Source organism: Amycolatopsis sp. NPDC051071, from assembly GCF_040682875.1.
Taxonomy (GTDB): domain Bacteria; phylum Actinomycetota; class Actinomycetes; order Mycobacteriales; family Pseudonocardiaceae; genus Amycolatopsis.
The window spans coordinates 33,181-45,648 of the sequence record NZ_JBFBBY010000057.1 but is presented as its reverse complement, the minus strand read 5'-3'; the positions used below and the strand labels follow the sequence as shown (position 1 = coordinate 45,648).

At 68.4% G+C, this 12,468-nt stretch carries 14 protein-coding genes and 1 pseudogene; 9 read left to right on the top strand and 6 right to left on the bottom strand.

From position 1 onward, the window contains the following. Nucleotides 1–97: 97 nt before the first annotated feature. Complete coding sequence (locus tag AB0M65_RS19960; RefSeq protein ID WP_364029285.1) at nt 98–970, bottom strand: SGNH/GDSL hydrolase family protein; 873 nt, start codon at nt 968–970, stop codon at nt 98–100. A 111-nt stretch (nt 971–1,081) separates the two neighbouring features. Here AB0M65_RS19960 and AB0M65_RS19955 point away from each other — a divergent pair, with 111 nt between their 5' ends. Then, the gene (locus AB0M65_RS19955) at nt 1,082–2,338 is read left to right on the top strand and encodes a helix-turn-helix domain-containing protein (protein ID WP_364029283.1); all 1,257 of its coding nucleotides are present in this window, start codon (nt 1,082–1,084) and stop codon (nt 2,336–2,338) included. Here AB0M65_RS19955 and AB0M65_RS19950 read toward each other — a convergent pair. Beyond that, nucleotides 2,276–2,769 (bottom strand): annotated as a pseudogene (locus tag AB0M65_RS19950) (hypothetical protein). The gene AB0M65_RS19955 and the pseudogene AB0M65_RS19950 sit on opposite strands and share 63 nt — an antisense overlap. 151 nt (nt 2,770–2,920) lie before the next feature. On the opposite strand from AB0M65_RS19950, the gene AB0M65_RS19945 reads away from it, so the two are divergent. Further along, complete coding sequence (locus AB0M65_RS19945; protein WP_364029289.1) at nt 2,921–2,989, top strand: hypothetical protein; 69 nt, start codon at nt 2,921–2,923, stop codon at nt 2,987–2,989. A 1-nt stretch (nt 2,990) separates the two neighbouring features. Here the strand turns inward: AB0M65_RS19945 and AB0M65_RS19940 are convergent, their stop codons facing one another. Together AB0M65_RS19940 and AB0M65_RS19935 are read right to left on the bottom strand one after the other, a co-directional pair. After that, nucleotides 2,991–3,782, bottom strand: a complete 792-nt coding sequence (locus tag AB0M65_RS19940) for an alpha/beta hydrolase (protein WP_364029281.1) — start codon at nt 3,780–3,782, stop codon at nt 2,991–2,993. A 111-nt stretch (nt 3,783–3,893) separates the two neighbouring features. Continuing rightward, a complete protein-coding gene (locus tag AB0M65_RS19935) occupies nt 3,894–4,790 on the bottom strand; it encodes a helix-turn-helix domain-containing protein (protein ID WP_364029279.1) in 897 nt (298 codons plus the stop codon). A gap of 559 nt (nt 4,791–5,349) precedes the next feature. On the opposite strand from AB0M65_RS19935, the gene AB0M65_RS19930 reads away from it, so the two are divergent. From AB0M65_RS19930 to AB0M65_RS19915, 4 genes are all read left to right on the top strand, one after another. Next, nucleotides 5,350–5,931, top strand: a complete 582-nt coding sequence (locus tag AB0M65_RS19930) for a TetR/AcrR family transcriptional regulator (RefSeq protein ID WP_364029277.1) — start codon at nt 5,350–5,352, stop codon at nt 5,929–5,931. A gap of 77 nt (nt 5,932–6,008) precedes the next feature. Next, nucleotides 6,009–6,737 carry an SDR family oxidoreductase gene (locus AB0M65_RS19925; protein WP_364029275.1) on the top strand — a complete coding sequence of 243 codons (729 nt, stop codon included), beginning with the start codon at nt 6,009–6,011 and terminating at the stop codon, nt 6,735–6,737. Between the two features lie 170 nt (nt 6,738–6,907). Beyond that, nucleotides 6,908–7,039, top strand: coding sequence for a hypothetical protein (locus AB0M65_RS19920; RefSeq protein ID WP_364029273.1), 132 nt, complete (start codon nt 6,908–6,910; stop codon nt 7,037–7,039). Between the two features lie 37 nt (nt 7,040–7,076). Beyond that, nucleotides 7,077–7,337, top strand: coding sequence for a hypothetical protein (locus AB0M65_RS19915; RefSeq protein ID WP_364029271.1), 261 nt, complete (start codon nt 7,077–7,079; stop codon nt 7,335–7,337). On the opposite strand, the gene AB0M65_RS19910 is transcribed toward AB0M65_RS19915, so the two are convergent. Beyond that, nucleotides 7,303–8,649 (bottom strand): FAD-binding oxidoreductase, encoded by a 1,347-nt coding sequence (locus AB0M65_RS19910; protein ID WP_364029269.1) that lies wholly within the window; start codon nt 8,647–8,649, stop codon nt 7,303–7,305. The two genes, AB0M65_RS19915 and AB0M65_RS19910, sit on opposite strands and share 35 nt — an antisense overlap. Nucleotides 8,650–8,700: 51 nt before the next feature. On the opposite strand from AB0M65_RS19910, the gene AB0M65_RS19905 reads away from it, so the two are divergent. The 3 genes from AB0M65_RS19905 to AB0M65_RS19895 all read left to right on the top strand — a co-directional run bounded on the left by AB0M65_RS19905 (nt 8,701) and on the right by AB0M65_RS19895 (nt 10,580). Continuing rightward, entirely contained in the window at nt 8,701–9,672 is a 972-nt protein-coding gene (locus tag AB0M65_RS19905) for a YafY family protein (RefSeq protein ID WP_364029267.1), read from the top strand. 62 nt (nt 9,673–9,734) lie between these two features. Further along, nucleotides 9,735–9,941, top strand: coding sequence for a hypothetical protein (locus tag AB0M65_RS19900; protein ID WP_364029265.1), 207 nt, complete (start codon nt 9,735–9,737; stop codon nt 9,939–9,941). 489 nt (nt 9,942–10,430) lie between these two features. Beyond that, on the top strand, nt 10,431–10,580 hold the full coding sequence (locus tag AB0M65_RS19895) for a hypothetical protein (protein WP_364029263.1): 150 nt from the start codon (nt 10,431–10,433) through the stop codon (nt 10,578–10,580). Between the two features lie 37 nt (nt 10,581–10,617). On the opposite strand, the gene rox is transcribed toward AB0M65_RS19895, so the two are convergent. Continuing rightward, nucleotides 10,618–12,051, bottom strand: coding sequence for a rifampin monooxygenase (gene rox / locus AB0M65_RS19890; RefSeq protein WP_364029287.1), 1,434 nt, complete (start codon nt 12,049–12,051; stop codon nt 10,618–10,620). Between the last annotated feature and the right edge of the window lie 417 nt (nt 12,052–12,468).

Here is a 12,468-nt window from a genome sequence, read left to right as displayed (position 1 = left end):
GCCGAGGCCTTCCGGTGCACGATCATCGCGATGATCATCGGGATGGTGACGATCGGCAAGGAAGGGGGCCTTCCTGTACTTCTCTTGAGGGGCCCCGCTACAGCACTTTCCGGATGCTCGGCACCACGGCCGCCAGCCCGGCGGCGTTCGGGTGCAGCGGCGCGAAGCTGTTGTTCACCACCGATGGGATGAGCCCTTCGATCCATTTGACGCCGATGAGCTGACAGGCGTCGTGCCCGATGCTCGGCGTCCGGATGTCGACGTAGGAGGCGTCGTGGGCGGCGGACTGTTCGGCCATCCGTGTGTTGAGCCGGTCGATGTTGCCCTGGATGTAGTCGGCGTCCTGCGGCAGGACCGGGACGATCGGCCAGCAGCCGCCGGGTTTGATACCGGTCGGGTAGCCGACCATGACGATCTTGGCCCGCGGCGCGCGCTGCCGGATGGTCTCGATGACCGTGCCGTAGGTCGCGGCGAAGGCGTCGATCCTGGTCGCGTACTTGTCGACGCCGCCCGCGGTGTTGGCCGCCTTGCACGAGTTACCCGCCGGCATCAGGTTGACGCACGAGGTGGCGAGCCCGACCAGTCCGATGTCGTTGCCGCCGATCCCCACCGTCACCAGCGTCGTGTCGGCCGAGAGCGCGTCGTACTGCGGCGGGTTGGTACCGGAGACGATGCCCTTCTGCGGGTTCGGGAAGTTAGCCGTGGTCGCCGCACCACAGGTGACGTCGTGCAGGACGTCGACCTTGAGCTGCTTCGCCAGCAGCCCGGCGTAGTTGATCGCGGACCGGGCGCAGGTGAGCAGATCGGATTGCGGCAGGACGACGGATCCGGCCGAGAACGAGTCGCCCATCGCGACGTACACCTGGCGCTCCCCCTCGGCGAGGGCCGGTGTCCCGATGCCGACGAGGGTGAGTGCGGTGCCGGCCACCGCGGCGATACGAGCGAGTCTTCCCCAGCGAGAACGTGTCACAGCGGCCTCCTGCATGCGTCGGCGAATGCTGCGGACAGCGTCCGCCGGGTGGTGGGTGAATCACTAGAACGCAGCCGCGCGTTCTCGTCCGGGGTTTTGTAGGTTGCCTCTATGACGAAGGCGTCGGCACAGCCATGGCGACGGCTGGACGCCTCGGTGCTGACCCGGCTGGAGCCGGACACCGCCGCGATCGCGTCCGCCGCCATGGAACAGGTCAAGGCCGGGCTCCGGACCCCGCTCGACGATCGGACGGCGGCGAACCTCCAAACCACCCTCGACGTCGCGCTCGACGCGTTCTTCAGCGAGATCGGCCATCCCGACACCGGGGTGACCGACCGCGAGGTCTACCGGGCGCAGGGCCGGGCCCAGCACACCGCGGGCCGCAGCCTGGAGGAGATGCTCGGCTTCTACCAGTCGGCCGCGCTGGGTGTCTGGCGGCAGCTCACGTCGGCGGCACCGGCCGTCGACCTGCCGACGCGGGCGATCGTCGAACTGGGTGAGGCGCTGTTCGCCTTCATCGCGGAACTCTCTGCCGCGGCCGCCGACGGCTACGCCGAGGCCCGGTCGCAGGCGGCACGGGCCGGGCAGGCGCGGCGGGACCGGCTTCTCGGTCTCCTGCTGACCGAACCCGCGGCCGCCCGTGACGTGCTCGACGATGCCGCGAGCCAAGCCGCGTGGGCGATGCCGTCACGGCTCGTCATCGCCGTCACCAGCGCCGACGTCGCCCCTCGGCTGCTGGACCGGATGCCGGGGCGGGTGCTGATCGGCCGTCACGACGACCTCACCACCGTGGTGATGCCCGTCGACCGGCTCGAGTGGTATCTCGACCGGCTGCGGGATCTGCTCGGCCGTGACCAAGCCGGTGTCGGCCCGGTCGTCCCGCTCCGCTCGGCCGCGCTCAGCGCCCGGCGGGCGAGTGCGTTGTGGCGGCTGACCCGGACCGGCGCACTCGGCGACGGCACGATCGTGCACACCACCGATCACCGGATCGACCTGCTCCTGACCGCCGACCCCGAACTCGCCACCGAGTTCGCGAAGGACGTCCTCGCGCCACTGGCCGGCCTACCGGAACCGGCGAGGCACCGGCTCACCGCGACACTCGCGGCGTGGCTCGCGCGGCCGGACCAGCCGCAGGCCATCGGCGTCGAACTGCATGTCCACGTCCAGACCGTCCGGTACCGAATCCGGCAGTTGCGGACGCTGTTCGGCGGCACGATCGACGATCCGGCCGGCCGGTTCGCGCTGGCGACCGCGCTGCGGATCGACCCGCTGGTATCGAGGGAACCTACAAACCCGCCGGTCGGCTCAGAGCGGGACGTCCATCCGGTGCGTCCCGACGACCGAGAGCAGCCGCAGCGCCTCCTCTGACCGGCTGCCGGGTTCGGCGGTGTAGATCACGATCTGCTGGTCCCGGTCGCTGATGTCGAGGACGTCGCAGTTCACCGACACCGGGCCGACCATCGGGTGCTGGAACGTCTTGCACAGTGTCGGCGCGGAGCACACGTCGTGCGCGGCCCACAGCCGGGCGAACTCGGGGCTGTTGTCGGTGAGTTCACGGATCAGCCCGGTGACCTCGGATCGTCGGGGTAGCGGCCGGCGGTGGCACGCAGGTTCCGGACCGCGCTCGCGGAGAACTCGTCGACGTCCGACACCCCGTACAGCCGCCTCCCGTTCGGGCGTGGCCCGAGGAACGCGCGGCGGACGAGGTTGCGGTCGCGTCGTGGCAGGGCGGAGAAGTCCTCCATCAAGGCCGCGGCGAGATCGTTCCAGGCGAGCACCTCATACGTCGCGGACAGCACGATCGCCGCGGCCTGCGAAAGACGCCGAAGGAGGGCGAGAATGCTCGGCCGGACCTCTCGGGACGGGCCAGGCGGCGGTCCCGGCGGGGCGCTGGCGAGATGGTGCAGGTGATCGCGTTCCGCGTCCGACAACCGCAACGCCGCCGCGTGGCTGCTGAGCGACCGTGCCTCCTACGTCACCGGCACGGTCCTGCGGGTGGACGGCGGCATGATGTCGTGAGCTAAACCCCGAGGTGGCGCCGGAACCAGGCGGTCACGCCGGCGTCCACCGCCCGGGCCTGAGGCAGCTGCGGGGCGGGCTCGATACCGGGCTCGTCGGCGAGTGGATGCTCCAGCCCGGGAATCGACAGCAGCTCGGACTGGTCCCCCATCGCGTCGGCGAGGCTGATCGCGTCGGCACGCAGCCCCGGATGATCCAGCTCGCCGCTGACGACCAGCAGTGGCGCACGAGAGGCGATGACACCGGCCTTGGGGAGGAAGTCCAGGCTGTCGACGGCCTTCTCCGACTCGGCGTCATACGGGTAGTCGCCGGGGAAGAGGCCGACAACAGACCGCATCCGGATGGCGGCGTTCACGACGGCGCCGGCGAAGATCGGGGTACCGGTGTCGGCGAGGACGCGCAGCGCGACGGCCCCGCCCAGTGACCCGCCGAGCACCCCGATCGGTCCGTCGTCGACCGGCAGCTGTGCCCGGATCGCGGCCAGCGCCTCGGGGAATTCCTCGGTCGCCTGCTTGACGAAGGCGTGCAGGAAGGACATCAGGACGTCCTCGCGTATCAGCTCCAGTCCGGCGTCCATGGCGCCGTCGACCATGCGTGCCCCGCACATCGGCATCCCGAGATGCACCCGCCACGCGGGCAGGCCGTTCATCGGCAGCGCGGCGGCGAACGCGGCGTCCGACCTCGGCGCGTCCAGCATGTGCCAGGTGACGATCAGCGGCGCTGTCTTGTCGCCGTCCGGTGGTAACGCGGTGAACGGAACGCCGGCGGCGGTGCCCGTGATCGGTGAGCTCATGCGCCCACGGTAGAGCCGCGCCCTGCCTGGCCGGGCCGATATCGCCACCGGCGAAACTCAGGTCGGCGGATCGTTCACCGCTGACTCGGACGGACTGAAAAGGTGGGAATATCAGCTGAGTGCTTGAATCTCGGTCGTCGGCCTCACCTGGCCGGCCGCCCACGACGCCAAGAGGGCCAGGCCGTCCGCGGTCGCCGTGCCGGCGGGCGCGGTGTAGACGTTCAGGAGCAGGCCGGGGTCGGCGGGCAGATCCATCGACTCGACGTCCAGGTCGAGCCGGCCCACTACCGGATGGTGCAGGCGCTTGCGTCCGGACCGGTGGAGCCGAACGTCCTGAGATGCCCACCGCTGCCGAAAAAGTTCACTGCGTGTCGATAACTCACCGACCAGGGCGATCAGCTCCTCGTCGTGCGGATTGCGGCCGGCTTCCATGCGTAGTTTCGCGGCCACATCGCAGGCGATTCGGTCATAGTCGACGAAGAACGTTCTCGCCGCTTCGGGATCCAGATACACGAACCGCGCGGTATTCACCGGTGCCGGCCGCCGCGTGTCGGCCAGCACCGGTGAATACAGTGCGCGGGCAAGGTGATTCATGGCCAGCACGTCATAACGGCCGTTGCAAATCCAAGCCGGCGCATCAGTGATGGCATCGAGCACCTGCTGAAGCGCCGGACGCACCGTCACAGCGGGTCGACGGCGGCGTGGACCGCTGGGCGTTCTGGACTGCCGCGCGAGGTGGAAGAGGTGATCGCGCTCAGCCTCGTCAAGTTGCAAGGCAGCGGCCAACGCGTCAAGCACGCCATCGGAGGCGCCGGTGAGGCTGCCGCGCTCCATGCGCACGTAGTAGTCGACCGATACCCCCGCCAGCAGAGCTACCTCTTCGCGCCGCAGACCTTTGACCCGGCGATTGCCGCCGTAGGCGAGCAGTCCGGCCCGCTCGGGCGTGATCCGCGCGCGACGCGAGCTCAGGAACTCCTTGATCTCAGTGCGCAGATCGATCTTGACCACCCCCTCACCCTAGGCCCTGTCCGCGGGCGAAGGGAGGTCCTGCTGGTACCCCCGACGGCTACGCACCCATGCGTCCAGCGGCTGTGTCAGCTGAAGCCCAAAGAATTCGATGTGGACAGAGTGCCGGTCCGCCGGGCAGGAGTGGCAACGACAGTACCTGCATCAGGAGGGCCTCCCGCCGCCCGTAATGCGGACCTATTGAGGGGTAAGGCAAAGGGGCGTGACCGAGTCTCTTTCTTGAAGTCGTGAGATCTGCTTTGCGAGCTTCAAGCCAGAGGCTTCGCGCGGCGTATCAGGTCCGGGCCGCGCCTTGACAATCCACAGAGGACACTTTTTGGCTGCAGTTTCTCGGTCCGATCGCGATCGCTCATGAGGACTTCTCCGCGACGCTCGCGATCGGCTGGAGTTGCCACGCTGTCACGGCGCGTGCCGTCGGTGCCCGAGACGACTTGCCCTATGTTATCCATGCGGATAAGCTTATCCGCATGGATAACATTCTTGGCTGTCGAGACGCTGCCCGCCGTGCCTGCATCACGATCGGTAAGTAGGTGCGGTGGTCATGACTACCCGTCAGGCGGCGACAGCGGCCCGCCGTGAACAGATCACCCGCGCCGCAATCACCTTGCTTGCCGAGCGCGGCTACCAGGCCACCACATTCGAAGCCATCTGCATCGAGGCCGGGCTCAGCAGTAAACGCTTGATCACCTACCACTTCTCCAGCAAGGACGAGTTGTTCGCAGCGGTCGCCGACCAAATCGTCGCCGACAGCGAAACCTACATAGGGGCCGCCCTCGACGCCGTGACCGGCGCACGCAAACTGCTCGCTACCGTCATCCGCGCGAACGTGATGTTCATCGCCAGTCACTCACCGCAGGTAAGGGTACTGCGACAGATCCTTCTCAACGGTGGTCTGAGTGACTGGGAACGCCACCACAGCGAATCGCAGAATCGGCTGGCCCACTTATTCACCGAGGGGCAGCGCACCGGGGCCTTCCGCCCGTTCCATCCACACGTGATGGCGGCGGCGCTGCGAGCCTCGATCGACAGTATGGCCCCGCTCCTGTCCGCTGGACTCGACCCCGATCTCTGTGCCACTGAGCTGGTCGAACACTTCGACCGCGGCACGCGGGAAGCGCCCTGAACCGCCACGCCCTTCCAGGAAACATGAGGAGAGGAACCGCAATGACATCGGCCAGGGACGCTGGGCGGAGGTATGTCGTGACCGGCTCGGCATCCGGCATCGGCGCCGCGACCGCGGCACTGTTGCGTGAGCGTGGCGCCATGGTCATCGGGTGCGACCTCAGCGATGCTGACATCCAGGCCGACCTGTCCACCTCTGAGGGCCGGCAGGCACTGGTCGACCAGGTAGCCGAGCGTGGGCCCATCGACGCGGTACTCGCCATCGCCGGAGGCGCCAAGACCGGGCTCCTGCAGACGAATTACTTCGGCACGGTCGCCACACTCGAAGGGTTACGGCCGTTGCTGACGCAGAGCGAGGCGCCCCGAGCCGTGGTCGTGTCGTCGACCTCGTCGCTGGCGCCCGCGGACGAGCGCGTGGTGCAGGCATTTCTTGACGGCGACGAAGCCGCCGCCGTTGCCTATATCGACGCGGAGCCATCCATCGGTGGCGCTGCCGGCGCCTATGGCATCGCCAAGCGCGCGTTGAATCGTTGGGTGCGCAGGGCAGCCGCAACACCCGAGTGGGCGGGAGCGGGCATCGCGCTCAACGCCGTGGCACCCGGCGTCGTGGACACCCCCGCGTCTCCTGGATCTTCGCCGACGACGACGTCCGCACCGCCGTGGAGACCGCGGCGCCGCAACCGTTCGGCGGCTTTCCCGGCCGACCAGAGTGGGTTGGCGAGCTCATCTGCTGGCTCGCCGATGCGGACGACCATTTCGTTACCGGGCAGATCATCTTCGCCGATGGGGGCGCGGAGACGGCGATAATCGGAGATGTTCATTGGCGTTGACAACCGCTTAAGGGCGGATTCACGGTTCGCCCGCGCCTGGATGCAGAACAAGCGACCGGCCGCGACCGGCTGCACACCAACATCCGCGCCGCCTGGGGCGACCGCACGCCGACGACGTTCAACGCCAAGCACGCCGCCGTCGCTTCGGTGCTGGCGTACTTCGCCGACCAGGAGTGGATCGACGATGCCGCGGCCGTGCTGGCTGGGCTCACCCGCGAACACCAGCCCAAGCCCGGCGACGACCGCGTCCGGCCGCGCGCGAGGAGATCGACCGGCTGATCACCGACAAGCGACGGCCGCTGGCGGACCGGACATTGTGGTCGATATCGGCAGCCACTTCCTCGCCGCCGACCACAACGGCCGCACCCGCGCCGGGTCATCGCCCGCGCCGCCGACCTGCTGCTCAACCTCCCGCCCGACGCCCCGGACGGGCCTGACCGCCTGGTTTCTGATCGCCGCCATCGAATCGCTGACTCACCGGTGCCTGGCCGACTTCCCGGACGATGACCGGCCGGCGTTCCGGGACGAACTGATCGTGCTGCTCACGCGGTTTGCCGTCCGGGGATCGGATGGTTGACGTGCCACCGCCGGTCCGGGTCGACCTGGGCTTTCAGCGCGGTCAGCCGTGGCCAGTCCCCGGGGGCGAACGCGGACCGGACGTGGTCCTCGGTCATCGGCCCGAAGCTTTGGGCGAGCAACCGTCCGATCGCCTGCCCCGCGACCAGCGCCATGGCCTCCTCCAGCAGCGGCCGAACCACCTCCTCTCCGTTGTCCACGATGGACAGCACGTGCAGGGAGTACGCGGCGTCCCGGTGCGCCACCGCGCTCGGGATCTCGGGCGACCGGGCGAGTGCGCCACCGAGATGCCGCAGCACGATCACCGAGAACGCCGGGGCCGATGGACCGGCCAGTGACACGAGTTCGGCGAGGGCCTGTGAGTCGAGCCCGTTCAGCAGCCGGTGCTCCGACCGGTAGGGATGCGGCTGCTTCGGCTCGTCGAACACCTCGCCCGACTCCACGAACGGCAGTTCACGCACTTTGTCGGCGAGGACCGGTCCTGCTGCCCGCAAGGGCAGCACCAGCCGCGCACCATCCTCGGCGGATCCGGCATAGGAGATCTGGACTTGCGCGACGTGCCTGCCCCGCAAGTGTTCCGGGAACATCGGAGCGTCCGGATAAGACAGCACGGACACCGCCGAGGTCATGTCTTCCGGCACCGTGCGGGTCCACTCGTGCCAGACGTCCATGATGTCCGGGGTCTGGGCAAGATCGAAGTACAGCCCACCGCCGTACAGCCGGGCGACCGGCACCAGCCCGATTTCCATCCCGGTCACCATGCCGAAGCTGCCGCCACCACCCCGCAACGCCCAGAACAGCTCGGAGCCAGGGGCGACCTCCTGCACGCCGCCGTCGGCGGTGACCAGCTCGAAGCGGCGCACCCAGTCCGAGGCGTACCCGTATCGGCGCCCGAGCAGCCCGATTCCGCCGTTCAGTGTGTAGGACACCGCACCGACCCCGGGTGAGCTTCCGGCCAGCGGCGCGAGGCCGTGCGGCGCGGTCGCGTCGACCACCTGCTGCCAGGACGCTCCGGCCTCCACCCACGCGGTGCGGGCCTGCGGGTCGACACGGACACCGGACATCCGGCGGGTGCTGATCAGCACGCCGCCCTCCAGCCCGGCCCCACGCCCATGCCCGCTGAACTGCACGGCGACCTTGGCGCCGGTGCGGTTCGCGTACGCCACGGCGTCACGCACATCCTGCGTGCTGGTGACCCCGGCGATGAGCGACGGCCGGTGCGGGCGGTTGAGCTGGTACCCGGTGGCCTCCTCGTCGAATCCGTCCGTCCCCGGGAGGAGGACAGGGCCGTTGGTGGTGAGTGCTTTGGTCATGGCCTCACATTAAATAGCCTTGCGGACATAGACTGTCCGCAAGGAGGTCGGGTGAGTAAGGACATGCCGGGTCGGATGTTGCGCCTGCTGTCGCTGCTGCAGAGCAGACGCGAATGGTCGGGGACCGAACTGGCCGAACGGCTCGGCGTGACCGGCCGGACCGTCCGGCGGGACATCGACCGGCTGCGGGCCCTGGACTACCCCGTCGACGGGACGACCGGCACCGCCGGTGGTTACCGGCTCCGGTCGGGCCGCAATATCCCTCCCCTGCTGCTGGATGACGAGGAGGCCATCGCGATCGCCATCGGCCTGGTGACGGCCGCCGGGAGCACCGCGGGCGCGCCGGACAGTTCGATGCGGGCGTTCGCGAAGCTGGAACAAGTGCTGCCTGCCCGGCTGCGGCCCCGGCTCGCCGCGATCACCGGCACCACCACGGCAATCCCGAACCAGGGCCTGCCGCAGGTCGACCCACCGACGCTGGCGTTGCTGGCCGCGTGCTGCCGTGACCAGGAGGTCTTGTCGTTCGACTACCGCAGCCGCGACGGCTCCCCCAGCACCCGGCGGGTCGAGCCACGCGAACTGGTGACATTCGGCGGGCGCTGGTATCTGCTGGCTTTCGACCTCGATCGGGGTGATTGGCGGACCTTCCGGATCGACCGGCTCGAGCGGCCGTTGGCCACGCATCGGCGGTTCAGTCCACACGAGCTGCCCGCCGAGACCGCGGCCGACTACGTCGCCACGGTGTTCGCACGGGCGTCCTACCGGTACACCGCCGTCATGGCCGTGCGCATGTCAGCCGAGGCCGTGCGCGCCGGAGTGTTCGGCCCATTCCGCTGGGGGGTCACCGACACCGGGCCGGGGGAATGCTCGGTCCGGCTCAGTGCGGACTCCCCGGAGCTGGTGGTCCAGCACATCGCGGCGATCGCCGCGCTCGGCGCCGGGTTCACCCTGGACGCTCCGGCCGAAATCACCGACCGCCTCCGTTCTCTCGGCGCCAACCTAATGTCGTCTATCGGAACATGAACTGTCGGCTCGCTGTCACCGCACCACTGAGTCGCTGCCGGGTATCCGTATAGCTGTTCGGCATGAAAACTCGTTTGTTCGGTACCACTTTGGCGGCTGCCACCCTGGACCGAGTCGAGCGCGTCTATCGCGAGGGGATGGACGGGCATGTCGCGTTCGAGAACCAGCTCGCCCGCTGGCAACGCGACCACCCCGACGCCGCGGGCCTGGCCGAGTTCGTCGAGCAGATCGGCACACACCACCGGGTGTCCCGGACGGCGAACAGCTAGCCACCGAACTCGACGGGCACCAGTTGACCAGCTAAAACGCGCTACTTTGCGGCTGGCCGTAGCTCTAGGAGTAGCGGGCCCGGTCCCGCTCCGGCGCTGACGCCGGGCCAGAGTTCATTACCCGCGAACACCCCCATTTTTTTGGTCAGAACGCAATACGCGTTACCTGTTTCGCGTCAACACGACGCGTAACCATGAACAGAAGGACAGTCCGTGATAATGCCCCTTATAACTGAGTGCTCCGAAGATGAGGGCCGCCGGACCCCGCGTCGCTCGATCCAGCCACCGAAAAATGGGTCGTCCGCTGACGAACGACCGGTGAGATCCCGAGGGTGAACGGACCAGGTCGCCCTCGTTCGTCGCTCAGCGGCGAGCTGAGTGCGTTTCCGCTGGTCAGAGACGCGTGTTTTGGCCGCCGGGACAACGATCGGTCTCGAATACAACCGATGGGAGCGATTGCCCGGTCGCGGATTCGGGTATCAAACGATCATGTGGATGGTGCCGGTGATCCCGATGGTGGTCATGTCGTTCGCCCTGCTGATGGAGCGGGTCGAGGCGAACGTGACCAGACGGAAACCGAGTCACGAACCAGTCGTTCTGCGTGACCCGATGGCCGGGGTTCACGCGAAATCCGCTTGATCCGGCTGGACGACCTGCGTCCAGCCGGACCCGGCTGTCAGGCCCGCTCGGCGATGGGTTTGCCGAACCAGCGGGAGAGGTGGTCGTCGAGGTCCTGCTGATCGTCGCCGATCCAGGCGACGTGGCCGTCGGGGCGCAGCAGGACGCACGGAGCGTCCAGTGCCGCGGTGGGATCCGCGAGCTGGTCGACCCGGTCCGACCAGCCGCCGGCGGTCAGGCGTTCGGTGCGGTCCAGCAGCAGGCCGCGGCCGCGATGCAGCAGACCGTAGAGGCGGCCGTCCTTCACGTCGATGTCGCGCAGGCGGCGGCCGAGCAGGTCGGGGCCGGCGCCGAAGTCGTAGCGGATGTCGATCGCGGTGATCTTCTCGATGAGGTGGCGGTTCACCTCGTCGAAGTCCATCAGCTCGGTGAGCAGCCTTCGCACGGCCCGCGGGCCCGGTTCGGCGGACGACAGTTCCATCTGGGCGCGGGTGTTGTCCAGTACGTCCTCGGCGACCGGACGACGTTCGGCCTGGTAGGTGTCCAGCAGCGTGTCCGGCGCCCAGCCGCGGATCTGTGCGGCCAGTTTCCAGCCGAGGTTGAACGCGTCCTGAACACCCAGATTGAGGCCCTGCCCGCCGGTCGGCGGGTGGATGTGCGCCGCATCGCCTGCCAGCAGTACCCGCCCGACCCGGTAACGGTCGGCCAGCCGGGTGGCGTCCCCGAACCGGGACAACCAGCGCGGGGAGTGCACGCCGAAATCGGTTCCGGCGACAGCGCGCAGCTGTTGTTTGAAATCGTCGAGGGTGGGCGGTTTCGCGCGATCGCTGACTCCCGCGGCGGGGACCAGGACGCTGTAGACTTTTTCGCCGAAGGGCCGCAGCCAGAATCGCTGGTGGGGCTCGCGGATCGCGGTCATCGTGGCGGCGATCTCGTCCTGTGGCATCCCCACTTCCATCTCGCCCATCAGTGTCTCGGTCCGCGAGGGCTCGCCGGGGAAGCCGACGCCGAGCAGTTTGCGCACCGTGCTGCGCCCGCCGTCACAGCCGACGAGATAACGCGAACGCAGCCGTTCGCCGTGGTCGAGCTCGACGGTCACCCCCTCGTCGTCCTGCTCGAAACCGGCCACCGCGGCACCACGCCGGATCTGCGCGCCCAGCCGGATCGCATGGTCTTCGAGGAGCTGCACGATGACCGGCTGCGGGATGCCCAGCAGGTAGGCGTGCGCGGAATCCAGGTCCTTGGGCGCGGGTTTGTTGATGGCGGCGAAGAATCCGCCTGCCGGACGCTGTCTCCCGCGTTCGAGAATGCGCTCCAGCAGTCCACGCATCGCCATCAGCTCGATACTGCGGATATGCAGACCGACGATACGGACGAACGACACGGGTTCGGTTTCCTTCTCCAGGACGAGTACCCGCACGTCGTGGAGTCGTAGTTCGGCGGCCAGCATCGCGCCGGTCGGCCCGCAGCCGGCAATGATCACGTCGAACATGGGGGGCGCGGCCGTCTCGGTCGACGACGGCTCGGCGCTGAACTTCGGAGAGTTCACAGGTGTTGCCTTTCGGGAGTGCCTTGGGGTCGAGGCGCTCCCGGCGACACCTACGCCGTTCGCCCGACCGTGACGGCCAGAGGGAGCACCCACATCGATACTGCGTTCATGGGTCTCACCTCCTCGGACGGTGTCACGGTCCGCCGCAAGGTACCGGGCAGGGCGGCGCCCCGTCCAATCCTTTTCCGGGAACCCGAGGCTCGCGAGCGGGGTGGCCTCCCTGCTGGACGGAAATCCACGATGGCGTAGTTTTCTCCGCTCAATGTCCGTTCGGTGAGAAAATCGGGCGCCTGACCGGTCCCTTTGGCCGTCGGTTTCGCGCGGGAGGCTGCGATGGAGTGGCGCCGGTATGCCGTGCAC